Annotated in this window: 21 protein-coding genes; 15 read left to right on the top strand and 6 right to left on the bottom strand. The window is 68.9% G+C overall.

What is annotated here, in order from left to right; all coding sequences use genetic code 11:
• Nucleotides 1–47 precede the first annotated feature (47 nt).
• Genes ACKY0W_RS14655 through ACKY0W_RS14645 form a run of 3 tightly spaced genes read left to right on the top strand, consistent with a single transcriptional unit; the run spans nt 48 to nt 1,242 of the window.
• Nucleotides 48–506, top strand: a complete 459-nt coding sequence (locus tag ACKY0W_RS14655) for an alpha/beta fold hydrolase (protein ID WP_409434656.1) — start codon at nt 48–50, stop codon at nt 504–506.
• Nucleotides 506–919: an alpha/beta fold hydrolase gene (locus ACKY0W_RS14650; protein ID WP_409434655.1), complete on the top strand. Its 414-nt coding sequence runs from the start codon at nt 506–508 to the stop codon at nt 917–919. The genes ACKY0W_RS14655 and ACKY0W_RS14650 overlap by 1 nt, the downstream gene beginning before the upstream one ends.
• Entirely contained in the window at nt 919–1,242 is a 324-nt protein-coding gene (locus ACKY0W_RS14645; RefSeq protein WP_406782107.1) for a TfoX/Sxy family protein, read from the top strand. Before ACKY0W_RS14650 ends, ACKY0W_RS14645 begins: the two co-directional genes overlap by 1 nt.
• A gap of 14 nt (nt 1,243–1,256) precedes the next feature.
• Here ACKY0W_RS14645 and ACKY0W_RS14640 read toward each other — a convergent pair whose 3' ends face one another.
• A complete protein-coding gene (locus ACKY0W_RS14640) occupies nt 1,257–1,829 on the bottom strand; it encodes a TetR/AcrR family transcriptional regulator (RefSeq protein WP_409434654.1) in 573 nt (190 codons plus the stop codon).
• Between the two features lie 91 nt (nt 1,830–1,920).
• Between ACKY0W_RS14640 and ACKY0W_RS14635 the strand changes: the two genes are divergently transcribed.
• Together ACKY0W_RS14635 and ACKY0W_RS14630 are read left to right on the top strand one after the other, a co-directional pair.
• Nucleotides 1,921–2,529, top strand: a complete 609-nt coding sequence (locus ACKY0W_RS14635; protein ID WP_409434653.1) for a TetR/AcrR family transcriptional regulator — start codon at nt 1,921–1,923, stop codon at nt 2,527–2,529.
• 74 nt (nt 2,530–2,603) lie between these two features.
• Nucleotides 2,604–4,370, top strand: a complete 1,767-nt coding sequence (locus ACKY0W_RS14630; RefSeq protein WP_409434652.1) for a flavin-containing monooxygenase — start codon at nt 2,604–2,606, stop codon at nt 4,368–4,370.
• A gap of 12 nt (nt 4,371–4,382) precedes the next feature.
• Here ACKY0W_RS14630 and ACKY0W_RS14625 read toward each other — a convergent pair whose 3' ends face one another.
• From ACKY0W_RS14625 to ACKY0W_RS14610, 4 genes are read right to left on the bottom strand one after another with little or no spacing between them, the layout of a single operon-like run.
• Nucleotides 4,383–5,516, bottom strand: a complete 1,134-nt coding sequence (locus ACKY0W_RS14625) for an NDMA-dependent alcohol dehydrogenase (protein WP_409434651.1) — start codon at nt 5,514–5,516, stop codon at nt 4,383–4,385.
• A 10-nt stretch (nt 5,517–5,526) separates the two neighbouring features.
• Entirely contained in the window at nt 5,527–6,771 is a 1,245-nt protein-coding gene (locus ACKY0W_RS14620) for a glycosyltransferase family 4 protein (RefSeq protein WP_409434650.1), read from the bottom strand.
• Between the two features lie 55 nt (nt 6,772–6,826).
• Nucleotides 6,827–8,362, bottom strand: coding sequence for a 1,4-alpha-glucan branching protein domain-containing protein (locus ACKY0W_RS14615; protein ID WP_409434649.1), 1,536 nt, complete (start codon nt 8,360–8,362; stop codon nt 6,827–6,829).
• The gene (locus ACKY0W_RS14610) at nt 8,359–9,156 is read right to left on the bottom strand and encodes a class I SAM-dependent methyltransferase (RefSeq protein WP_409434648.1); all 798 of its coding nucleotides are present in this window, start codon (nt 9,154–9,156) and stop codon (nt 8,359–8,361) included. The genes ACKY0W_RS14615 and ACKY0W_RS14610 overlap by 4 nt, the downstream gene beginning before the upstream one ends.
• 196 nt (nt 9,157–9,352) lie before the next feature.
• On the opposite strand from ACKY0W_RS14610, the gene ACKY0W_RS14605 reads away from it, so the two are divergent.
• The 9 genes from ACKY0W_RS14605 to mnmA all read left to right on the top strand — a co-directional run bounded on the left by ACKY0W_RS14605 (nt 9,353) and on the right by mnmA (nt 19,741).
• A complete protein-coding gene (locus ACKY0W_RS14605) occupies nt 9,353–10,144 on the top strand; it encodes an electron transfer flavoprotein subunit beta/FixA family protein (protein ID WP_406757453.1) in 792 nt (263 codons plus the stop codon).
• Nucleotides 10,145–10,182: 38 nt separating this feature from the next.
• A complete protein-coding gene (locus ACKY0W_RS14600; RefSeq protein ID WP_409434647.1) occupies nt 10,183–11,139 on the top strand; it encodes an electron transfer flavoprotein subunit alpha/FixB family protein in 957 nt (318 codons plus the stop codon).
• Nucleotides 11,140–11,149: 10 nt separating this feature from the next.
• Entirely contained in the window at nt 11,150–13,954 is a 2,805-nt protein-coding gene (locus ACKY0W_RS14595) for an AAA family ATPase (RefSeq protein WP_409434646.1), read from the top strand.
• Nucleotides 13,955–14,076: 122 nt separating this feature from the next.
• Nucleotides 14,077–14,820 (top strand): SDR family oxidoreductase, encoded by a 744-nt coding sequence (locus ACKY0W_RS14590; protein ID WP_409434645.1) that lies wholly within the window; start codon nt 14,077–14,079, stop codon nt 14,818–14,820.
• Complete coding sequence (locus ACKY0W_RS14585) at nt 14,817–15,545, top strand: SDR family NAD(P)-dependent oxidoreductase (protein WP_406782117.1); 729 nt, start codon at nt 14,817–14,819, stop codon at nt 15,543–15,545. The genes ACKY0W_RS14590 and ACKY0W_RS14585 overlap by 4 nt, the downstream gene beginning before the upstream one ends.
• 194 nt (nt 15,546–15,739) lie before the next feature.
• Complete coding sequence (locus tag ACKY0W_RS14580) at nt 15,740–16,606, top strand: GNAT family N-acetyltransferase (RefSeq protein ID WP_409434644.1); 867 nt, start codon at nt 15,740–15,742, stop codon at nt 16,604–16,606.
• Nucleotides 16,603–17,421 carry a lysophospholipid acyltransferase family protein gene (locus ACKY0W_RS14575; protein WP_409434643.1) on the top strand — a complete coding sequence of 273 codons (819 nt, stop codon included), beginning with the start codon at nt 16,603–16,605 and terminating at the stop codon, nt 17,419–17,421. The genes ACKY0W_RS14580 and ACKY0W_RS14575 overlap by 4 nt, the downstream gene beginning before the upstream one ends.
• A gap of 62 nt (nt 17,422–17,483) precedes the next feature.
• On the top strand, nt 17,484–18,668 hold the full coding sequence (locus tag ACKY0W_RS14570; protein WP_409434642.1) for a cysteine desulfurase family protein: 1,185 nt from the start codon (nt 17,484–17,486) through the stop codon (nt 18,666–18,668).
• Nucleotides 18,665–19,741 carry a tRNA 2-thiouridine(34) synthase MnmA gene (gene mnmA / locus ACKY0W_RS14565; RefSeq protein ID WP_409434641.1) on the top strand — a complete coding sequence of 359 codons (1,077 nt, stop codon included), beginning with the start codon at nt 18,665–18,667 and terminating at the stop codon, nt 19,739–19,741. The genes ACKY0W_RS14570 and mnmA overlap by 4 nt, the downstream gene beginning before the upstream one ends.
• Before the next feature lie 88 nt (nt 19,742–19,829).
• Here the strand turns inward: mnmA and ACKY0W_RS14560 are convergent, their stop codons facing one another.
• Nucleotides 19,830–20,462: a sensor domain-containing protein gene (locus tag ACKY0W_RS14560; RefSeq protein ID WP_409434640.1), complete on the bottom strand. Its 633-nt coding sequence runs from the start codon at nt 20,460–20,462 to the stop codon at nt 19,830–19,832.
• Nucleotides 20,463–20,514: 52 nt separating this feature from the next.
• Here ACKY0W_RS14560 and ACKY0W_RS14555 point away from each other — a divergent pair, with 52 nt between their 5' ends.
• Nucleotides 20,515–21,528: a methionine synthase gene (locus tag ACKY0W_RS14555; protein ID WP_409434639.1), complete on the top strand. Its 1,014-nt coding sequence runs from the start codon at nt 20,515–20,517 to the stop codon at nt 21,526–21,528.
• The last annotated feature ends 4 nt before the right edge of the window (nt 21,529–21,532 follow it).

Below are 21,532 nucleotides of genomic sequence, written 5' to 3'. Positions count from 1 at the left end.
CTAATTTAAAGTGAACTTGACTATATCAAGCGGCAAGGGGGATCGGCATGGCAGACGCCCAACGGCCCGCGTGGGTCGACGACACGTTGTTCCCGTTCGAGAGCCGGTTCCTCGACGTCGACGGGAACCGCGTCCACTACGTGGACGAGGGAACCGGGCAGGTGCTGCTGTTCTTGCACGGCAACCCGACCTGGTCGTTCGACTATCGCAAGGTCATCGAAGCGTTGCGGCCGGACTTTCGATGCGTCGCGGTGGACTATCCCGGGTTCGGCCTGTCGTCGGCGGGGCCGCAGTACCGGTACCTGCCCACCGAACACACGCAGGTGATCGGCGCGTTCGTCGATGCACTCGCCCTGAGCGGCGTCACCTTGGTGGTGCACGACTGGGGTGGTCCGATCGGGTTGGCCGTCATACAACAACGTCCCGAGATCTTCGAACGGTTGGTGCTGTCCAATACGTGGGCATGGCCCGTCGGTGCTCCGCTCGTGCAGGTATGTCGCATGTGATGGGTGGCTCGATCGGACGCCTGCTGATCAGACAGTTCAACCTCTTCGTCAACGTCATGATCCCCGTCGGGCACCGTCTCACCAAGCCCACCCGCAAGGAGATGGACCACTACCAAAAAGCCCTCGATAGCCCCGCGCGTCGGGAGGCGTCGGCGGTCTTTCCGCGCGAGATCACCGCCAGCCGAGCCTTTCTCGCCGACCTCGAATCCGGGTTGCCCGCCATCGCGGGGCTGCCGACGCTGATCATCTGGGGTGACGGCGATTTCGCCTTCGGCGACAGGGAATTACGGCAGTGGGAACAGACGCTGACCAATCATCAGACGGTGATCGTCGAAGGCGCCGGCCACTTCGTTCCCTCCGATGCCCCCGAACAATTCGCCGCGGCGATCCGCGACTGGCATCCGGGGCAATAGTGGCCTACGACGCGCAGCTGGCGGCCCGCGTGCGGGAGATGTTCGCCGCAGATGGCCCACCGGTGCTGGAGAAGGCGATGTTCGGCGGCCTGGCGTTCCTGGTCGCCGGCAAGATCGCGGTCGCCGCTATGGCCGGTGGGCTGCTGGTCCGCGTGGGTGCCGCGCGTGCCGAACAGCTGCTGAAAGCCACCGCCGCCCAGCCGATGGAGATGGGCGGACGGACCATGCGTGGCTGGGTCCATGTCGATGGCGAGCACATCGGTTCTGCGCATCAGCTCGCCGAATGGGTTGATATCGGAATCGCCGCCGCGGCAAGCGCTTAGGACTCGGCAGCAGCCTAGAACAGCGTGCCGCGGATGAGTTCTTCGGCGCAGCGCAGAGTGGCCCGGTAGGCGGCCGGTGATGCCTGCGCTGCCTGCTCGGTCAACCCCCGCGTCAATGCGTAGACGGCGTCCGCGGCGCCGTCACAGTCCACATCGGTTGCCATCGACCCTCCGCGCTGCGCTTCGTCGACGACCTCACCGATGACCTCGCGCAACGGCGAGACCTCGCCCGTGGCACGTTCGAAGGCGGCCAGGTACGGGTGGTCGTGGCTCAACCGATCGGCCTCGGCAAGTATCGCGGCCAGCTGATCAGCCACAGTGCCGGTCCGCTGTGCCGCGGCGTGTAATCGGGGCAGGGCGATCTCTCGTGCGGCGGCCACGGTCGCCGCCATCAGCTCATCCTTGTTCGGAAAGTAGTGGTAGAGGCTTGCGCTGGTCACGTCGGCGGCGGAGGCGATATCGCGGATAGTGGCGCCGGAACGGCCGACTTCGGCGACGCGCCGGATCGCTGCGCTGATGATCCGCTGGCGGGTTTCTTCGCTGCTGGTTCCAGCCGGTCGACCCCGCGGCGACGAAGTCAGGGGCATGATCACCTCAGATTAACCCGCCGGCGATCCGGCGGGTCACACACAGTGCCGGTTGTCGAGCGCCGGTGTCGAGGGCTGCGAGGATGTGTCCATGTCGACTCCGCAGCTGGGCCGCCCGGTCGGCGCCGTCGGCGGCCAGACCCGCCAGCGGATCATCGCCGCCACCATTGCGTGTGTAGCCGAATTGGGCTACGCGCGGACCACGATCCGTCAGATCGCGAGTACGGCAGGTGTCACCAGCGCCAACATCTACAACTATTTTCCGAACAAGGCCGAACTGGTGGCGGCCGCGATCGCTGCGCGGGCCGAGATCGCGCTGCCGCGACTGCGGCGCGCCGCGCAGCGGCCCGGCTCCGTGGTCGACCGGATCGAGGCCGTGCTCGATGAGTCCGGCAACCTCATGCGCGAGCATCCCGATCTCGCCACCTTCGAGTGGGCGATACGCGCTCAGAACGCCGTCACCGTATATCCGGGGGAGGCTGGCAGTGGGGGGCTCGAGGCGCTCCGCGACATCATCACCGGGATCGTGCATGACGGCTCTGATCGCGACGCCAACGGTACGCGGCCGGAAGTCGAGGTGACCTACGCCCTGGTCTATGGCCTGACCGAGTTGGCGGCGACCGGCTCGCCGGAGACCTATCAGGCGGCGCTGGCCGCCGCGAAGCGGCTGATCAGGGGAACCCTGTTCGACGACCATTGATATGATCAACTGATTGATTATATGCTGATCGGCGTTGCTGGGCTGGCTTTGCGGCGTTCCGGAGGTGCCTGTTAATGACCGATGTCCAGGATCTCCAGGGCCAGGGTTTTGATCCGAATGCCCTGCGGGACAAGTACACCCGGGAGCGCCAGCGCCGCCTGCGAAACGACGGGATCGACCAGTATGTCGAGGTGGCGGGCCGCTTTGCCCGTTTCGCCGAAGACCCGTGGGCTCAGGAGGGGTTCACCCGGGAGCCGCTGTCCGACGAGGTCGACGTCGCGATCGTCGGAGCCGGTTTCGGGGGGCTGTTGACCGGAGCCCGACTGCGGGAGCTCGGGGTGGGCAGCATTCGCCTGATCGACAAGGCGGCCGACGTCGGCGGCACCTGGTATTGGAATCGGTATCCGGGCATCGCCTGCGACGTGGAGTCCTATGTCTACATGCCGCTGCTGGAGGAGCTCGGCTACGTGCCGACCGAGAAATACGCCAAAGGCCCGGAGATCTTCGCGCACTGCCAGCGCATCGCGCGCCACTACGACTTGTACCGGAATGCCTGCCTGCAGACCGAGGTCACCGAAATACGTTGGGAAAAGGCGACATCACGCTGGCTGATCACCACCGATCGCGGCGACGCATTCCGGGCACGATTCGTGTCGATGGCCAATGGCTACCTACAGAAGCCGAAATTGCCGGGTATCCCCGGCATTGACGAGTTCACCGGCCGGACCTTTCATACCAGCCGCTGGGACTACGACTACACCGGCGCGGATCTGGCCCGCTTGGCCGACAAACGGGTCGGGATCATCGGCACCGGCGCCACCGCAATCCAGTGCGTGCCGCGCCTGGCCGAGGCGGCCGGGAGCCTCTACGTTTTTCAGCGCACGCCGTCGACGGTGGATGTACGGGGCAATCGGCCGACCGACCCGCAGTGGGCAGCGGAGTTGGCGCCGGGCTGGCAACAGCGCCGGATGGAGAACTTCCAGATCCTGACCGCGGGCGGCACAGCCGACGAGGACCTGGTCGATGACGCCTGGACCAGCCTGACCAAGCAGATGCCGATCGTCGACGAGGGTGGCCCGAACGCCGCCGAGCTGGCCGACTTCGCCAAGATGGACCAGATCCGCGGGCGCGTCGACGCGCTGGTGGACGATCCGGCCACGGCCGAGGCCCTCAAGCCGTGGTACGGGTACTACTGCAAGCGGCCGTGCTTCCACGACGAATACCTGCAGGCCTTCAACCGCGACAACGTCACCCTGGTCGACACGAAGGGCCTCGGTGTCGAGCAGATCACCTCTTCCGGCGCGGTGGTCGACGGCGTCGAATATCCCTTGGACTGCTTGATTTTCGCGACCGGCTTCGAGGTGGGCACCGACTATTGCCGGCGCACCGGCTTCGAGGTCATCGGGCGCGACGGCGTGACCCTTACCGACAAGTGGGCCGACGGTGTGCGTACCTTCCACGGCCTGCACGTGAGCGGCTTCCCGAACTGCTTCATCGAGAGCATCGCCCAATCCGGGTTCACGGTGAACTTTCCTTACCTGATCGACACCCAGTCGCGGCACGTGGCGTGGGTGATCGCCCACGCGTTGCAGCAGGGCGTGGCCACCCTGGAGGTCACCGAGGACGCCGAACAGGGCTGGGTTGATGCCGTGGTGGCGCGTTCCGACGTCATCGCCGGGCGGCGCGAGTCCTGCACCCCGGGCTATTACAACCGCGAGGGTCACGCCAATGCCCGGCTGCGTCAGGACAGTTTCTTCTTCGGCAGCCCCACCGAATACGCCGACATCCTGGGTGCGTGGCGAGACTCCGGTGCCCTGGAAGGATTCACCGTCACTCGATGACGGCGTGCGGGGCTAGAGCCCGAAGTCGATGACACCCCTGATCAATTCGCCGCGGGCGAGGTCTGCGTAAGCCTCATTGACGTCCTCGAGCCGGTAGCGCTTGGTGACCATCTCATCGAGTTGCAGTCGGCCCGCCTCGTAGAGCGTGGCCAACAGCGGGATGTCGGTCCGCGGGTTGCAGGAGCCGAAGACGGTGCCGCACAGCGTCTTGTTCATCAGCATCATGTCCTGGGGATCGATGCTGGTCCGAGTGCCCTGCACCGCCATCCCGGTCAGCACACAGGTCCCGGCCTTGCGGGTCAGTCGCAGGGCGTCCTCGACATCGGTATCGGTGATGACCGAGGGCGACACCACCACAGCGTCCGCCATCACCCCGCGCGTCAGGTCGCGGACCATCTCGAAAGCCTCGGCGGCGCTGGCCGCGGTATGCGTGGCGCCGAACACGCGGGACGATTCCCGCTTGAAGGCAACGGGATCCACCGCGACGATCCGGACGGCGCCGTTGATACGGGCGCCCTGGACGGCGGCCGTGCCGATGCCGCCCACCCCGATGACCACGACGGTGTCGCCGCCGCGCACACCGGCGCGATAGGCCGCCGAGCCGTACCCGGTCGGCACCGCGCAGGCCAGCAGGGCCGCGGGAAGCAGGGGCAGGTCCGGGTCGATCTTGACCAGGGAGGCGGCTGAGACCACCGTGTGTTCGGCGAAGGCGCCGATCTTGGAGACATGCGCCAGATCCCGGCCGTCTGCGCCGTGGTGGCGGAAGGTCCCGTCGGTGGGCATTCCGGGCAGCATGGTTCCCGCGCCGGCATCACAGATGTACTCCATACCCGAAGAACACCAATGGCATTGACCGCAGACCGCGACGAATGACGTCACCACATGATCGCCGGGGGACAACCCCGTGACACCGGCGCCGACCTGCACGACCACCCCGGAGCCCTCGTGGCCGCCGATCGTCGGCGCGGTGGGAGCGCTCTGCGCCGGCGGGGCCAGGTGGCCCTGACGGATGTGTTCGTCGGAATGGCACAGGCCTGCCGCGGCCATGCGGATCAAGACCTCGCCGGTGCGCGGCGGATCGAGTTCGAACTCCTCGACCGCCCAGGGCCCACCGTAGGTTCGCAGGATCGCGGCGCGACTTCTCATCTCGCCGGGTTTACCGGTCCGGCAGCGCGTGCTCGATGATCGGCCGTCGTGGCTGCGGGTCCCGCAAGCGGCGTTTGGCGGCCAGGTACACCTGGGCGGTCTCGTCGGCGACGGTGTGCCAATCGAAGTCGCAGCTGAGCCGCTCCCGGGCGGCGACGGCGCGGCGCTGGGCGGCGGCCGGGTCATCGAGCACGTGGCAGACGGCTGCGGCCAGGGCCGGCACGTCACGCGGCGGGCACGACATACCGGTTTCGCCGTTGATCACCGCCTCGCCAAGTCCGCCCACGTTGGCCACCACCAGCGGGGTCCCGGCGGCGGCGGCCTCCAATGCCGCCAGGCCGAAGGGTTCGTAGTGGCTGGGCAGTGCCGCCGCGTCGGCCCGGTGCAACAGTGCCAACAGCTCGTCGTGGTCGACCCGGCCGATGAACCGGGTTGCCTTGAGCACCCGGCTCTTTCGGGCGCACTCGACCAGCCAGTCCTGCTGCGTGCCGTCGCCGGCGATGGTCAGCGTGGTTCCCGGGTGGGCGCGCCGGATCCGCGGCAGGGCCGCGATGATGTCGTGCACGCCCTTCTCGTATTCGAGTCGCCCGACGAACAGGATTTCCGGTGGACCGGTGCGGGGTTGGCGGCGGGCGAACGGCCACCGTGCGGCGTCGATGCCATTGCGGATCACGGTGGTTTCGGCGAGTCCGGGACCGAACAAGTCGGTGATCTCGTCCCGCATCGAGGCCGAACAGGTGATCAGCGAGTCGGATTCGCGAACCAGCCACGATTCCACCGCGTGCACCTGACGACTCAACGCTCCTGACACCCAGCCGGAGTGACGTCCGGCCTCGGTGGCATGGATCGTGGAAACCAATGGCACATCATAGAATTCAGCAAGCGCGATCGCGGGGTGTGCTACCAGCCAGTCGTGGGCGTGCACCAGATCGGGGCGCCACACGCTCTGGCCGCCGTCGATCTTGAGCGACAGTCCGGCGCGGACCATGGAATGACCCATCGCCAGTGTCCAGGCCATCATGTCTTCGCCGAAGGAGAATTCGTGCGGGTCTTGGGCCGCGGCGACCACCCGCACGCCCTCGCTGATCTCGTCGGACGACGGGTGCGTACTCGGGTCGGTGCCATAGGGGCGCCGGCATAGGACGACGACATCGTGTCCGGCGGCGGCCAGCGCGGTCGACAGGTGATGGACATGTCGACCCAGCCCACCGATCACCACCGGCGGGTATTCCCACGACACCATCAGGATTTTCACGCGGCGGTTCCGTTCTGACGCGCACCGTAGCGATGCGAGGTCCGGAGGTGGGGGGTCACCGTGGCAGCCTACGGGCATCCAGGGCGCCGAACAGGCCGTCGGCCTTATTCCAGCCGTCGGCCAACCGCTGTGCGGTGTCTCGGTGACCGCCGGCCAGTGCGTCGGCGATCTCCCGGGTGGCGTGCGCGTGCAGCTGCGCGCGATAGCGGGCGTAGTCGGCGGCGGAGTCCTTGCTGACCATGAAGGGCCAGTCGCTGGAGACCGTCAGCAGTGCCTCGCGCAGGATCTGGTCGGCGACTCGGTCGCGCGGGGTGGGACCCGACGGCGCAGCCGTCTGGGCCAGCGCCTTGTCGACGGCGCCCAAGGCGGTCTCGGTCACCTCGGAGTTCAGCTGCACCAGGTCGGCGACCTTCTCGCCGGACCACACCCGCCAGTCCTTGCCCGAACCCCACGAGCTGGGCGGCAGTTCGACCGCCTCGCCGACGAATCCGGCGTTGATGGCATCGGTGAGGGTTCCGACGCGAACCCCCGCTTCGGGCAGTGCCCGCAGCACCCGAGCCAGCCAGGTCGGTCCCTCGTACCACCAGTGGCCGAACAGTTCGGTGTCGAATGCGGCGACCACGTGGGCCGGTCGGCCGATCCGCTCGGACTCGGACTGCAGGCGGCCCCGAACCACCTCGACGAAATCGGCGACGTGGGCATCGATTGCGGCGTCGGCTCGCTGCGGGTCGTACGGCGCTTTTTGCTCGGGGGAGACGTTGCGGCCGGTTACCCGGGACGGCTTCAACCCGGTGCGGTGGTCATAGGTGTGGAAATCCCGGTAGGCGTCATGCCCGGGATAGCCCGACTTCGGCGACCACACCCGGTAGCTGACTGCAAGGTCACGGCCGAACGCGATCACATCGGAGTCGCCGACCGGTCGGCCCAGTGTGGTGTCGCCATGCAGCGACGGGCCATCGACCATGAAGTGCGAAATCCCGGCGGCCGCGTACTCGGTTTCCAGGCCGGGGGTGTACGCGCATTCCGGCGCCCAGATTCCGGTGGGGGTGTGGGCCAGCCGCGCCCGAGCGTCGGCCAATCCCTCGTGCAGCGCGAACTGGCGCAGTCGTGGCGCCAGCAGAGGTTGGAACGGATGGGCCAGCGGACCGCCGAGCAGTTCCACCGTCTGCGCCTGCACCAGCTCCCGGAGCAGCGGGCTGGCGCCGTGGCGCCACAGCAGCGCGAATTCCTCGAGAGCCTGTTCGGCGGCGGCGCATTCGTGCAGCCCGAACGGGCGGATGTCGGCCAAGGTGGTGGCCTGGGCGGCGCGCAGCTGCCAGTTCGCCAGCCAGTGGTGCATGCCGTCCAGGCAGTACGGGTCGTCGAGCTGGGCGGCGACCACCGGTGTCACCCCGAGCGTGAGCAGGTTTCGCCGGCCTTCGGCGGCCAGCGTCCGCAGCACCCGCACCAGCGGCAGGTACGCCGCCGACCAGGACTGGTAGAGCCATTCCTCACCGACTGGCCAGCGGCCGTGGTGTGCCAGCCAGGGCAGGTGAGTGTGCAGCACCAGGGTGAACAGGCCCGGTACCGAGCCGTTGGATTCTTCGGTCACCGGCGCACCGCGATCGCCACCAGGTCCAGGCTGTCGTCGATGTCGCGCTGCGCGGCTTCGAGGATGTCGAAATCGGCGCTGGTGACGGCGGCGACATCGGCCAGCAAGTCGGCCGGCCAAGGCGCGTCGGCGACCGCTCGCGCGATCTGGGCGTCGATGATCGAGCCGCCGTGCCGGGCGTCCATCTCGGCCAGGACCGGTCCATGGAAAACCCCGAACATTCCGTCCATGACGAATCCGCCCTCGAGCAGGAGCTCGGTGAGCTCGGCGGCATTGAGTTCGCGGGTGTGGAACGGGTTGATCGGAGTGTCGCGGCCGGGGGAGAAGGTGATCCGGTTGGGAGTGGACACCATCAGCAACCCGCCGGGCCGCAGCACGCGGGCGCATTCGGCGATGAACTGCCCCTGGTCCCAGAGGTGCTCGATGACTTGGAAGTTGACCACCACGTCCACGGCCGCGTCGGGCAGCGGTAAGTCGGCGAGGTTTCCCTGGACGGCTTCGACGCGCGGGTAGCGGGCCCGTACGTGGGCCACCGCCGAGTCGTCGTAATCCACGCCGATCACCCGCTGGGCCACGCGCGCGATCAGGTCGGCGCCGTAGCCCTCGCCGAACCCGGCCTCCAGGACGTCGCGCCCGCTGCAGCGCGGCGCCAGCTGCTGGTAGACCACCTCGTGACGTCGGAACCAGTAGTTCTCGACGTCCAGTCCGGGAATGGTGCGCTCCCCGGTCAGCGTCAGCGTGCTGTCGCTGGGCGGCGTGCCGGTGGCGTCTCCGGTGGCATTCGTAGATTTCATCGCACAGGCAGGCTAACGCGAAGGGCGCGGTCCATGAACCGGCTACCCCACATGGCATTATCACGACCCGCTACGCTGTACACGCGAACCGCATTAAGTTACCGGTGAGTAACATTCTCGTGCGGCTGCGTGAATCGCTACCGAAGTCTTGTGGCCCGCCGCTGCAGGACCCCTTCGAGGAGGACGAACCACACTCATGACGAACATCGTGGTCCTGATCAAACAGGTCCCAGACACCTGGTCGGAGCGCAAGCTCACCGACGGTGACTTCACGCTGGACCGTGACGCTGCCGACGCCGTGCTCGATGAGATCAACGAGCGGGCCGTCGAAGAGGCGCTGCAGATCCGGGAGAAGGAAGGCGCCGAAGGCACCGTCACCGTGCTGACCGCCGGCCCGGAGCGGGCCACCGAGGCGATCCGCAAGGCGCTGTCGATGGGGGCCGACAAGGCCGTGCACATCCTCGACGACGGCATGAAGGGTTCCGACGTCGTCCAGACCGGTTGGGCGCTGGCGCGCGCCCTGGGGGCCATCGAGGGCACCGAACTGGTCATCGCCGGCAACGAGTCGACCGACGGTGTCGGCGGCGCGGTTCCGGCGATCATCGCCGAGTACCTGGGTCTGCCGCAGCTGACCCACCTGCGCAAGCTGACCGTCGAGGACGGCAAGGTCACCGGCGAACGGGAGACTGACGAAGGCCTGTTCACCCTGGAGGCTTCGCTGCCGGCCGTGGTGAGCGTCAACGAGAAGATCAACGAGCCGCGCTTCCCCTCCTTCAAGGGCATCATGGCCGCCAAGAAGAAGGAAGTCACCGTGCTCACGCTGGCCGAGATCGGCGTTGAGGCCGACGAGGTCGGTGTCGCCAACGCCGGTACCAAGGTGACTGCTTCGACTCCGAAGCCGCCGAAGACCGCTGGCGAGAAGGTGACCGACGAGGGCGATGGCGGCACCAAGATCGCCGGGTACCTGGTTGCCCAGAAGATCATCTAAGCGATCCCCGGACCTAGCGAAGACGGAAGAAAATAGACATGGCTGAAGTACTTGTGCTCGTTGAGCACGCCGACGGAGCACTGAAGAAGGTCAGCTCCGAACTGATCACTGCCGCGCGTGAGCTCGGTGAGCCGTCCGCGGTCGTCGTCGGTGCCCCCGGCACCGCCGCCCCGCTGGTGGACGGTCTGAAGGAGGCCGGCGCCGCCAAGATCTACGTCGCCGAGTCCGACGTCGTGGACAGCTACCTGCTCACCCCGGTCGTCGACGTGCTGGCTGGGCTGGCCGAGACGGCCGCTCCGGCCGCGGTGCTGATCGCTGCCACTGCCGACGGCAAAGAGGTCGCCGGCCGCCTGGCTGCCCGGATCGGTTCCGGACTGCTGGTCGACGTGGTTGAGGTCAAGGCAGGCGCCAAGGTGGTGCACTCGATCTTCGGTGGTGCCTACACCGTCGAGGCCGAGCCCACCGGGGAACTTCCGGTCATCACCGTGCGTGCGGGTGCGGTGGAGCCCGCGCCGGCCGCCGGCGCGGGCGAGCAGGTCACCGTTGAGGTGCCCGCAGCCGCCGAGAACGCCACCAAGATCACCTCGCGTCAGCCGGCCGTGGCCGGTGACCGCCCGGAGCTCACCGAGGCCCCCATCGTGGTGGCCGGCGGTCGTGGCGTCGGCAGCGCGGAGAGCTTCTCGGTGGTCGAGGAGCTGGCCGACTCGCTCGGTGCGGCCGTCGGCGCGTCGCGTGCCGCGGTGGACTCGGGCTACTACCCGGGCCAGTTCCAGATCGGCCAGACCGGCAAGACGGTTTCGCCGCAGCTGTACATCGCGCTGGGCATCTCTGGTGCGATCCAGCACCGGGCCGGCATGCAGACGTCCAAGACCATCGTCGTGGTCAACAAGGACGAGGAAGCGCCGATCTTCGAGATCGCCGATTTCGGCATCGTCGGCGACCTGTTCAAGGTCGCCCCGCAGCTGGCCGAGGCGATCAAGGCCCGCAAGGGTTAAGAAGACCTCTATGGGCGTTCGCCGGGCCTGCCCGGCCGCCAGTCGTCAAAGCCCCCGCACGCCTGGCGTGTCGGGGGTTTTGTCGTCCTTGCGGGGCCGCGACGCCGAGTGCGCGCAGTTACGCGAAACCCTGGCCGCCGCGCGTGGCGGCCGCAGTCAGGTGCTGGTGCTGCGCGGCGAGGCCGGGATCGGCAAAACCGCTCTGCTCGACTACCTGGCCGAGTCCGCGCCGGATTTTCAGGTGATTCGGGCGGCCGGGGTGGAATCGGACATGGAGCTGGCGTTCGCCGGGCTGCAGCAGCTGTGTGCACCTGCGGCCGACGGGATCGACCTCCTGCCCGAACCTCAGCGCGAGGCGCTGGCCATTGCCTTCGGCATGAGCAGTGGATCGGCGCCCGACCGATTTCTGGTCGGTCTGGCGGTATTGGGGCTGCTTGCCGGGATCGCGGCCCGGCAGCCGATGTTGTGTCTGATCGACGACGCCCAGTGGCTCGATCGGGTTTCGGCTCAGACGCTGGGGTTCGTGGCACGGCGACTGCGAGCCGAGCCGGTCGCGTTGGTGTGCGCTCTGCGTCAACCCGTCGACGGCCTGACCGGGCTGCCGAAGCTGATGCTGCGCGGCCTGGCGGACTCCGACGCACGCGCAGTGCTGGAATCGGCGTTGCCGGGCCGGATCGACCCCCAGGTCGCCGACCGGATCGTCGCAGAGACGCACGGCAACCCGCTGGCGCTGCTGGAACTGCCGCGGGGGTTGTCCGCGGCAGAGCTGGCCGGCGGCTACTACCGCCCCGACGTAGTGCCGGTGGCGGGACAGATCGAACGCCATTACCTGACCCGGGTTCATGGGTTGCCCGACGATGCCCAACGGCTCCTATTACTGGCTGCTGCCGAGCCGGTGGGTGATGCGGCGCTGCTGCTGCGGGCGGCCGGCGAGCTGGGCCTGGCGGTCGCGGCCCTGGCCCCGGCCGAGCAGGCCGGCCTGATCGAGGTGGGCGCGCGGGTGCGGTTCAGGCATCCGCTGGTGCGCTCGGCGATCTACCGTGCGGCGAGTCTGGAGGACCGCCGGGATGCCCACCGCGCGCTGGCCGAGGCCACCGACCCGGCACACGATCCCGACCGGCGGGCGTGGCATCGCGCCCACGCGGCAGCCGGCCCGGAAGAATCGGTCGCCGCAGAGCTGGAGCGCTCCGCCGACCGGGCGGCCTTGCGCGGTGGAACCGCTGCGGCAGCAGCGTTTCTAGCCCGTGCCACCGAACTGACCCCCGACCCGCTGCGGCGCGGATCCCGCGCTCTCGACGCCGCCGAAGCCAAGCAGTCAGTGGCCGAAATAGACGCGGCCGCAGCACTGTTGGGTACCGCTGAGCTGGCGCCGCTCGACGAGCTGCAGCGTGCCCGATTGTTCCGAATGCGCGCGCAGTTGGGATTCACCCGTGGCCGCGGCAGTGGCAACGCCGCCACCATTCTTGATTCGGTTCACCAGTTCTTCAGCGCAGCAAGCCATTTGGAGTCCATAAACGCCGCGATGGCGCAGGAGACCCTGCTGGAAGCGGTCAGCGCGGCAATGTATGCGGGCCGGGCGTTCGGAGTGCAGGTGCGCCACCACACCGCGGCAGCACTGGCGGCGGGTGTGCGGACGGCCCCGAACCGGCCGGCCGACCTGCTGTTGCTTGCATTGACCACCCGCATCAGTGCCGGCTGTCAAGCCGGCCTGGACCCGATGCGTACCGCGATTGCCGCACTCACCCCGAACACCTGGTCATGGCAGGCGTTTCCGATCGGGTACGAAGCCGCCGTGCACGACGTGTGGGACGACGAGGCCTGGTATCGGATCGCAGGCGACGCCGTGCGGGTCGCGACCGACACCGGTGCGCTGGCCATGCTGCCGATCGCGTTGACAACCCGGGCCGGCGTGCACGTGCAGGCGGGTGAGTTCGCCACGGCGCGCGCGTTGATCGCCGACGCCGACGCCCTGACCGCAGCGGTCGGTCAGGCGCCGGTGCGCTACCACGCGCTGGCGTTGGCGGCCTGGACGGGCGAGGAAGCCGAGGCGACCGTGCTGATCGACGCCGCGGCCCGCAGCGGGGCGGCCCGCGGAGAGGGACGCATCATCGCACTGATCGGCTACGCCTCCGCGGTGCTCTACAACGGGCTGGGCCGCTACCAGTCGGCGTGCGAGGGGCTGCGCCGGGTGCTGGAGTACGAGGACCTGGGCCTCTACGGGTGGAACCTGGCCGAACTGGTGGAGGCCGGGGCACGCGGCGGTGAGCAGCCGTTGGCCGCCGAAGCGCTGGCGCAGCTGGCCGAACGCGCCACCGTCAGCGGAACGGACTGGGGGCTGGGCGTGCTGGCCCGCTCGCGTGCGCTGCTGTGCGACGCAGCGACCGCCGAGGACCACTATGTCGAGGCCATCGAGCGGCTGGGGCGCACCCGGATCGCCGTGGACCTGGCGCGTGCGCACCTGGTGTACGGGGAGTGGCTGCGTCGCGAGAAGCGGCGCGGCGACGCGCGTACGCAGCTTCGCACCGCCCACGAGATGTTCACCGGATTCGGGGCACAGGCCTTTGCGCAGCGCAGCCGCCGCGAGCTGCAGGCGATCGGGGACAAGGTCGGCAACAGGACCGCTGCCGGCGGTGATGTGATGACACCGCAGGAGCAGCAGATAGCCGAGCTGGCCGGTGCCGGGCTGACCAATGTCGAGATCGGGGCGCAGCTGTTCATCAGTGCCCACACCGTCGAATGGCACCTGCGCAAGGTCTTCGCCAAGCTGGGCATCCGCTCGCGCCGGGAACTGCGGGACACCGCAGCCGGCCGCTGACCGGGTCCCCGAACCCCGCCGGCAGGACAGCAGACTACGGACTTTCCGGGGTTCCCCCACGGACTGCTCGGTGCCAGGGTCGAGGTATCGAAATCGTGCTGAGGCGAGAGGGTGTGTCGAGGATGAAGATCACTGTGATGGGTGCCAGCGGGCAGATCGGCACCAAGGTCGTTGAGCTGCTACGTGCCGCGGGCCACGAGACCGTGGCAGCCGCCCGCAATTGCGGTGTCGACGTGCTGACCGGCGATGGCCTGGCCGAGGCCCTGTCGGGCGCCGACGTGCTGGTCGACGTCGTCAACTCGCCGGACTTCGCCGACGGCCCGGTGCTGGATTTCTTCACCAAGTCCACCACCAACCAGGTGGCCGCGGCCAAAGCCGCGGACGTCGGCCACTACGTCGTGCTGTCCATCGTGAACTGCGACGGTTTGCCCGACAGCGGTTACATGCGCGCCAAGGTCGCCCAGGAACGCATCATCGCCGACTCCGGGTTGCCCTACACCGTCGTCCGCGCCACTCAATTCCACGAGTTCGCCGACAGCATCACCGCCTCGTTGACCGTCGACGGTGAAGTCCGGGCACCCGAAGGCCTGATCCAGCCGATCGCCGGCGCCGAGGTGGCCGCCGAAGTGGCCCGGGCCGCTCAGGCCGCGCCGGTCGACGGCATCGTCGACATCGGTGGCCCGGAGAAGCTGACGTTCGCCGAAATGGCGGCGCTCGCGCTGGCCCACCGCGGCGAGAACCTCCCGATCGTCGTCGACCCGGCTGCGGTCTACTTCGGCACCAAGATCGGCGACACCGGCCTGGTCACCGGCGACGACGCCACCCTGGCGTCCACCCGGCTGGCCGATTGGCTGGCGGGGCAATGAACGAGCTGGCGGGTCAGACCGCACTGGTGACCGGCGGGACCGCGGGAATCGGACTGGAATCCGCACGCCTGCTGGCGCGGCACGGCGCCGAGGTGATCATCACCGGCCGCTCGGCGAAGCGTGGTGCCGCCGCCGTCGCCGAACTCGGTGGCGGGGTGCGATTCGTGGCTGCGGACCTGTCCGACCTCGATTCGGTGAAAGCTCTGGTGCGCCAATGCGGTGACGGCGTCGACATCCTGGTGAACAACGCCGCCAGCTTCCCCGGCGCACTGACCGTGGAACAGGACGTGGCATCGTTCGAGTCGACGTTCGACACCAACGTGCGCGGTGCCTATTTCCTGGTCGCTGCCTTGGCGCCGGGGATGCTGCGGCGTGGGCGCGGCAGCATCGTCAACGTCACCAGCATGGTCGCCTTCAAGGGCGTCCCCGGTGCGTCGAGCTACAGCGCCTCCAAAGCCGCGTTGGAGTCGCTGACGCGCACCTGGGCCGCCGAATTCGGCCCGCAGGGCGTACGCGTCAACAGTGTTGCCCCGGGCCCGACCGCCACCGAGGGGGTCGTCGCCGAGTGGGGTGACGTCAACGATGAACTGGGCCGGGCACTTCCGCTCGGGCGTACGGCTCACGCCGCCGAGATCGCCGAAGCCGTGCTGTTTCTCGCCTCGCCGCGGTCCAGTTTCATCACCGGCTCGACACTGCACGCCGACGGCGGCGGCGCCGCCGCCTGAGCCGCGGCGTTGAGATTGCACTGATGGTTGAGATTGCACTGATGGTTGTGCATGACGTCGATTCACGACCGTAGATGCAATCTCAACGCCCGTTGGGTGTTGTTCACCAATGCGCACAATTCGTCATCAAGCGTGCACCGACATGTCACGCCGTGATTGCCTGGTCGCTGCCTGGCTGCGCGACCGTGACGAGTGTGAGCACTGGTTCTGTTCTCATCGCCCCTGAGCCCGCCACCGATTCTCCCGCTTCCGGGACCGACAACCCGCGCTACTCGCTGCTGTTGTCCACCGACGCCGCCATGATCGAAGCCGCGCAGCGGCTGCGATTCGAGGTGTTCAGCACCGAGCCGGGCTTTTGCCTGACCGACACCGGCACTGGCCGCCCCGGCCTGGACGCCGACCACTTCGACGAATACTGCGACCACCTGCTGGTGCGCGACGATGACTCCGGAGAGCTGGTCGGCTGCTACCGGATGCTTCCGCCCACCGGGGCTATCGCCGCCGGGGGCCTTTACAGCGCAAGTGAATTCGATGTCACCGCACTGGACCCGCTGCGGCCGTCCCTGGTCGAGATGGGTCGCGCCGTGGTCCGGCCGGGGCACCGCAACGGCGCGGTCGTGCTGCTGATGTGGGCCGGGATCCTGGCATACCTGGACCGCTACCAGTACGACTACATCACCGGCTGCGTATCGGTGCCGGTGCGCGGTGAGGGCGCTCCCGGTAGTCAGATCCGCGGGGTCCGCGATTTCGTGCGGCGGCGTCACGCCTCCCCGCACCGGGTGACTCCGTATCGGCCGGTGGTGATCGACGGTAAGGGTCTCGACGAGATCGCGCCGCCGACTCGACCCACCATGCCGCCGCTGCTGCGGGGCTACCTGCGCCTGGGCGCACGGGTCTGCGGCGAACCGGCCCACGACCCGGCGTTCGGAGTGGGGGACTTCCCGGCCCTGCTGCGCCGCAGCGAGGCCGACACCCGCTACCTGCGTCGGCTGCGGTCGGTGTCCGCGGCGTCGGTGGTGGCGGGAGCTCCTGAGGCTGCCGACACCGCTGCACACGCGTGAACCGAACAGCGGTGAACGCCTGGGCGCCCCGGGCCGGCTGCACCCCGCGATGTGTCCGCGGCGGTAGCGAACGGCCGTTCCCGGGGGTGGTGGCGCTGCGGCTGGCCCTGGTGGTTCTGCTGGCGCCGCTGATGCCACTGCTGGCGGTCCCGATTCCAGGCCGTGCCCGGCTGCAACGTGGCTCCTGCCGGGTGGTGTTGCGCTGCTTCGGGGTGCGGGTGACGACCACCGGCGGGCCGGTACGCAACCTGCGCGGCATCTTGGTGGTCAGCCCGCACGTGTCCTGGCTGGATGTGTTCGTGATCGGTGCGGTATCGCCGGGGACCTTCGTGGCGCGCGCCGATCTGATCAGCTGGCCCGGAATCGGAGCGTTGGCCCGCCTGATGCGGATCATCCCCATCGAGCGGGACAGCCTGCGCGGGTTGCCGGTGGTGGTGGAGACGGTGGCGGCCCGATTGCGGGCCGGCCGCACGGTCGTGGCGTTCCCGGAAGGAACCACCTGGTGTGGACGGGCCCACGGCCGGTTCTATCCGGCGATGTTCCAGGCCGCTGTGGACGCGGCACGACCGGTGCAGCCACTGCAGCTCACCTACCACCATCACGACGGGTCGCCGTCGACCCTGCCCGCGTTTGTCGGCGACGACAGCCTGCTGGCCTCGATGCGTCGCTTGATCACCGCGCGACGCACCGTCGCGCAGGTGCACGTCGCCGCACTGCAGCTGCCGGGAACCGATCGGCGTGAGCTGGCCGCTCGTTGCCAGGCGGCGGCGGGCTGGCGGGTGCGGCCGCGCCGACGAGCCCGCATCGCTTGTTGAGCACCCCGGCCGCCCGCCGCAACGCTGGGGCGTCGCGAAGTGCCCGGTATCCTTAGCAGGTCATGGTCTATCTGGATCACGCTGCCACCACCCCGATGCACCCGCAGGCCATCGAGGCGATGGCAGCTGTGCTGGGGACCGTCGGGAACGCCTCCTCGCTGCACGCCGCGGGTCGTGCCGCGCGTCGCCGCATGGAGGAGTCCCGCGAATCCCTTGCCGCAGGGCTGGGCGCACGCCCCTCTGAGGTGGTGTTCACCTCCGGCGGCACCGACGGTGACAACCTGGCCGTCAAGGGCATCTATTGGGCCCGCCGCGACGCCGATGCGCGGCGGCGCCGGATCATCACCACCGAGGTCGAGCACCACGCGGTGCTGGATTCGGTGGGCTGGCTCGCCGAACACGAGGGCGCCGAGATCACCTGGCTGCCCACCGATGCCGACGGGTCGGTGTCACCGGACGCGCTGCGCGAGGAATTGGACGGCGGCCGGGCCGATGACGTCGCCCTGGTGTCGGTGATGTGGGCCAATAACGAAGTCGGAACGGTGTTGCCGGTCGCTGAACTGGCCGCGATCGCCGCGCAGTTCGGGGTGCCGATGCATTCCGACGCGGTGCAGGCCGTCGGTCAGCTGCCGGTCGATTTCGCTGCCAGCGGGCTGTCCGCGCTGAGCCTGACCGCCCACAAGTTCGGCGGGCCGTGTGGGACCGGCGCACTGCTTATTCGTCGTGACGTGACCTGTGTACCGCTGACGCACGGTGGGGGACAGGAGCGTGACATCCGTTCCGGCACACCCGATGTAGCCGGGGCAGTCGGAATGGCAGCGGCGCTCCAGGTCGCTGTGGGCTCGTTGGAGTCCACCGCCGACCGGGTTGCTGGCCTGCGTGATCGGCTCATCGACGGCGTGCTCGCCCGGATCGACAACACCCGGGTCAACGGGTCGCGAACCCAGCGGCTGCCCGGCAACGCGCACTTCACCTTCGCCGGCTGCGAAGGCGACTCCCTGCTGATGCTGTTGGATGCCAACGGCATCGAATGCTCCACCGGATCTGCCTGCACCGCCGGTGTGCCGCAGCCCTCGCACGTGCTGACCGCGATGGGCGCTGACCCGGTCGCCGCCCGGGGATCGCTGCGACTGTCGTTGGGGCACACCAGCGTCGACGGTGACGTCGACGCCGTGCTGGCGGTGCTGCCCGGCGCGGTGGACCGGGCCCGCCACGCGATGCTGGCCGCCGCGGGAGTAGCGCGATGAAGGTCGTCGTGGCGATGAGCGGCGGAGTGGACTCCTCGGTGGCGGCGGCCCGCATGGTCGATGCCGGCCACGACGTGGTCGGCGTGCATCTGGCACTGTCGCGCAATCCGGGCACCCTGCGTACCGGCTCGCGGGGCTGCTGCTCGCGCGAAGACTCCGACGACGCCCGTCGCGTCGCCGACGTGCTGGGCATTCCGTTCTACGTGTGGGACTTCTCCGAGCAGTTCAAGGACGAGGTGATCGACGACTTCGTCGAGTCCTACGCTCGCGGCGAGACACCCAACCCCTGCATGCGATGCAACGAGAAGATCAAGTTCTCCGCGGTGGCCGCCCGGGCGCTCGCCCTGGGCTTCGACATGGTCGCCACCGGTCACTACGCCCGCCTGGCCGACGGTCGACTGCGCCGCGCGGTGGACGCCGACAAGGACCAATCCTATGTGCTTGCGGTGCTCTCGGCAGAACAACTCCGGCACGCGGCGTTCCCGATCGGGGACACCGCCAAGCCGCAGATCCGTGCCGAAGCCGCCGAACGTGGCCTGGCGGTGGCGAGCAAGCCCGACAGCCACGACATCTGCTTCATCCCGACCGGCGACACCCGCACCTTCCTCGGGGGCCACATCGGGGTGCGGCCCGGGGCCGTGGTGGACACCGGCGGGTCGGTGCTGGCGCAGCACGACGGAGTGCATGGTTTCACCATCGGCCAGCGCAAGGGCCTGGGCATCGCTGGGCCCGGCCCGGACGGCCAGCCGCGCTACGTGACCGGTATCGACGCCGCGACCGGCACCGTCACGGTCGGGTCGGCCGCCGACTTGCAGGTGGTGGAGCTGACCGGGCGGGCGCCGGTGTTCACCTCCGGGCAGCCGTGGCGCGGCCCGGTCGAGTGCGAGGTGCAGGTGCGCGCCCACGGCGAGACCGTCGGCGCGGTCGCCGAACTGGTCGGCGACAAGTTGCAGGTGCGGCTGCGCGAGCCGTTGCGCGGCGTGGCCCGCGGCCAGACCCTGGCCTGCTACCGCCCGGACGCGCACGGCGACGAAGTGATCGCCAGCGCCACCATCGCCGCCACCGGCGCATAGCTCCAGCTTCTAGCGCCGAACGTGTACTGAGCACGACGATCCGGCGATTTTTTCGCCCTGGATGCACGTTCGGCGCGGGGAAACGCGCCTAACCGGGCACCGCCGACGCCATGTTCGTCACCACCAGGGCGGCGTCGGCTTGCGAAAAGCCGCAGTAGGTGACCTCCAACAGCACCACCGACTTGACCCGGTAGGCCCGGCCACAGGCACCGGCGTGGGTGCGTAGGGACTCCTCGTCGGAATCCCAGTCGCTGACCAGTCCCGGTCCGGCGGCGGTGTCGGCGCACTCGGCGACCGTGTTCACCAGCGTGTCGAGAGCGTGGTGAGCGGCCTCGGTGTCGGGATAGACGGCCGCGCCCTCGGAGACCAGCGCGGCCTTGGGCGGGTACTGGTAGGTCGTCTTGTGGAAACGCGTCGCGGCGGATCCGAACACCGCGGTCTCGGCGAAGATGAAACGGCACGGCGGCGGGATGGTGGCGGCGAGGTCGTCGATGTCGGTTGGAGAGCTGGAATCCATGGTGGGGATGACCGTCAGCTGCTCGTCGGCGCCGACGATGGCCCGCATCCGGGGCGTGCCGAGCATGATCCGGCCGAGATCCACGACGCCGGCGGGCGCCGGCAGCGCCACGGGCGGCAGCGCCGTCCCATCGACCAGCCGGGTGCAGCCCACCACCGCTGTCGTTACGGCCCAGATCGGCACCAGCCAAGACATCCTCACCATCGAAGGCTAGCCCGCCGTACCCGGGGTCATGTCACTTCAATACGGTTGTCCGGTGAGTGCTTTCGCCACCGGGACCGGATTGGGGTCGTGGCCGGGCACCTCGGCGCGTGCGGCGGCCGAGGTGGTGGTCGGTGAGTTGGGTGGCAGCCTGGCCCACCTGGTCGAGCTGCCAGGGCGTGGCGTGGGCGCCGACATGATCGGTCGGACCGGCGCGCTGCTGGTCGACATCGCCATCGACACCGCCCCGCGTGGCTACCGGCTGGCGGCGCGTCCTGGAGCGGTGAGCCGGCGCGCGGTGAGTCTGCTCGGTGAGGACGCCGATGCGCTGGAAGAGGCTTGGGAAGTCGCCGGCCTGCGCGGTAGCAGGCACCCGGTGAAGGTGCAGGCGGCCGGTCCGTTGACTCTGGCCGCGGAGGTGGAGCTGGCCAATGGGCACCGGGCGATCACCGACCGCGGTGCGATGCGTGACCTGGCCGCGTCGCTGGCCGAGGGCCTCAAGTCACACCGCGCCGAGCTGTCTCGCCGGCTCGACACACCGGTGATCGTGCAGCTCGACGAGCCGTCGCTGGCCGCCGCGGTGACCGGCCGGCTGGCCGGCGTGACCGCATTGAGCCCGGTGGCCGCCATCGATGAGCCGGTGGCCACCGCGCTGCTCGACGGCTGCGTCGAAACGATCGGCGGCGAGGTACTGGTGCACAGTTGCGCATCGGGACTTCCGTGGAATGTGTTGCAGCGCAGTGCTATCACCGCGCTGGCGTTGGACTGCACCGGGTTGGAATCCGCCGACTACGACCAGATCGGTGCCTTTGTCGACTCCGGCCGCACCGTGGTGATGGGTCTGGTTCCCGCGCTCGCCCCGGCGCGTACGCCCGCCGTCGAAGAGCTGGCGACCGCGGTCGCGGCGATCACCGACCGGATCGGATTCGCCCGCTCGGTATTGGCGCAGCGGGTCGGGATCAGCCCGGTCTGCGGGATGGCCGGTGCTAGCGCCGCCTGGGCGCGTACCGCGGTGGGACTGGTGCGCAAGGTGGGCGAGGCGCTGGCCGGCGACCCCGCGGCAATCTAAAGAG

Source organism: Mycobacterium sp. SMC-14, from assembly GCF_046250075.1.
In the GTDB taxonomy this organism is placed as follows: Bacteria; Actinomycetota; Actinomycetes; order Mycobacteriales; family Mycobacteriaceae; genus Mycobacterium.
Note: the sequence above shows the minus strand (reverse complement) of the source record. Positions and strands in the feature narration are given on the sequence as shown.

Bases quoted from the DNA above. Each gene is read 5' to 3' on its own strand.
- ACKY0W_RS14655 (WP_409434656.1), top strand. From the start codon at position 48: ATGGCAGACGCCCAACGGCCCGCGTGGGTCGACGACACGTTGTTCCCG.
- ACKY0W_RS14650 (WP_409434655.1), top strand. From the start codon at position 506: ATGGGTGGCTCGATCGGACGCCTGCTGATCAGACAGTTCAACCTCTTC.
- ACKY0W_RS14640 (WP_409434654.1), bottom strand. From the start codon at position 1,829: ATGCCCCTGACTTCGTCGCCGCGGGGTCGACCGGCTGGAACCAGCAGC.
- ACKY0W_RS14635 (WP_409434653.1), top strand. From the start codon at position 1,921: ATGTCGACTCCGCAGCTGGGCCGCCCGGTCGGCGCCGTCGGCGGCCAG.
- ACKY0W_RS14630 (WP_409434652.1), top strand. From the start codon at position 2,604: ATGACCGATGTCCAGGATCTCCAGGGCCAGGGTTTTGATCCGAATGCC.
- ACKY0W_RS14625 (WP_409434651.1), bottom strand. From the start codon at position 5,516: ATGAGAAGTCGCGCCGCGATCCTGCGAACCTACGGTGGGCCCTGGGCG.
- ACKY0W_RS14610 (WP_409434648.1), bottom strand. From the start codon at position 9,156: ATGAAATCTACGAATGCCACCGGAGACGCCACCGGCACGCCGCCCAGC.
- ACKY0W_RS14605 (WP_406757453.1), top strand. From the start codon at position 9,353: ATGACGAACATCGTGGTCCTGATCAAACAGGTCCCAGACACCTGGTCG.
- ACKY0W_RS14600 (WP_409434647.1), top strand. From the start codon at position 10,183: ATGGCTGAAGTACTTGTGCTCGTTGAGCACGCCGACGGAGCACTGAAG.
- ACKY0W_RS14595 (WP_409434646.1), top strand. From the start codon at position 11,150: ATGGGCGTTCGCCGGGCCTGCCCGGCCGCCAGTCGTCAAAGCCCCCGC.
- ACKY0W_RS14590 (WP_409434645.1), top strand. From the start codon at position 14,077: ATGAAGATCACTGTGATGGGTGCCAGCGGGCAGATCGGCACCAAGGTC.
- ACKY0W_RS14585 (WP_406782117.1), top strand. From the start codon at position 14,817: ATGAACGAGCTGGCGGGTCAGACCGCACTGGTGACCGGCGGGACCGCG.
- ACKY0W_RS14570 (WP_409434642.1), top strand. From the start codon at position 17,484: ATGGTCTATCTGGATCACGCTGCCACCACCCCGATGCACCCGCAGGCC.
- mnmA (WP_409434641.1), top strand. From the start codon at position 18,665: ATGAAGGTCGTCGTGGCGATGAGCGGCGGAGTGGACTCCTCGGTGGCG.
- ACKY0W_RS14560 (WP_409434640.1), bottom strand. From the start codon at position 20,462: ATGGTGAGGATGTCTTGGCTGGTGCCGATCTGGGCCGTAACGACAGCG.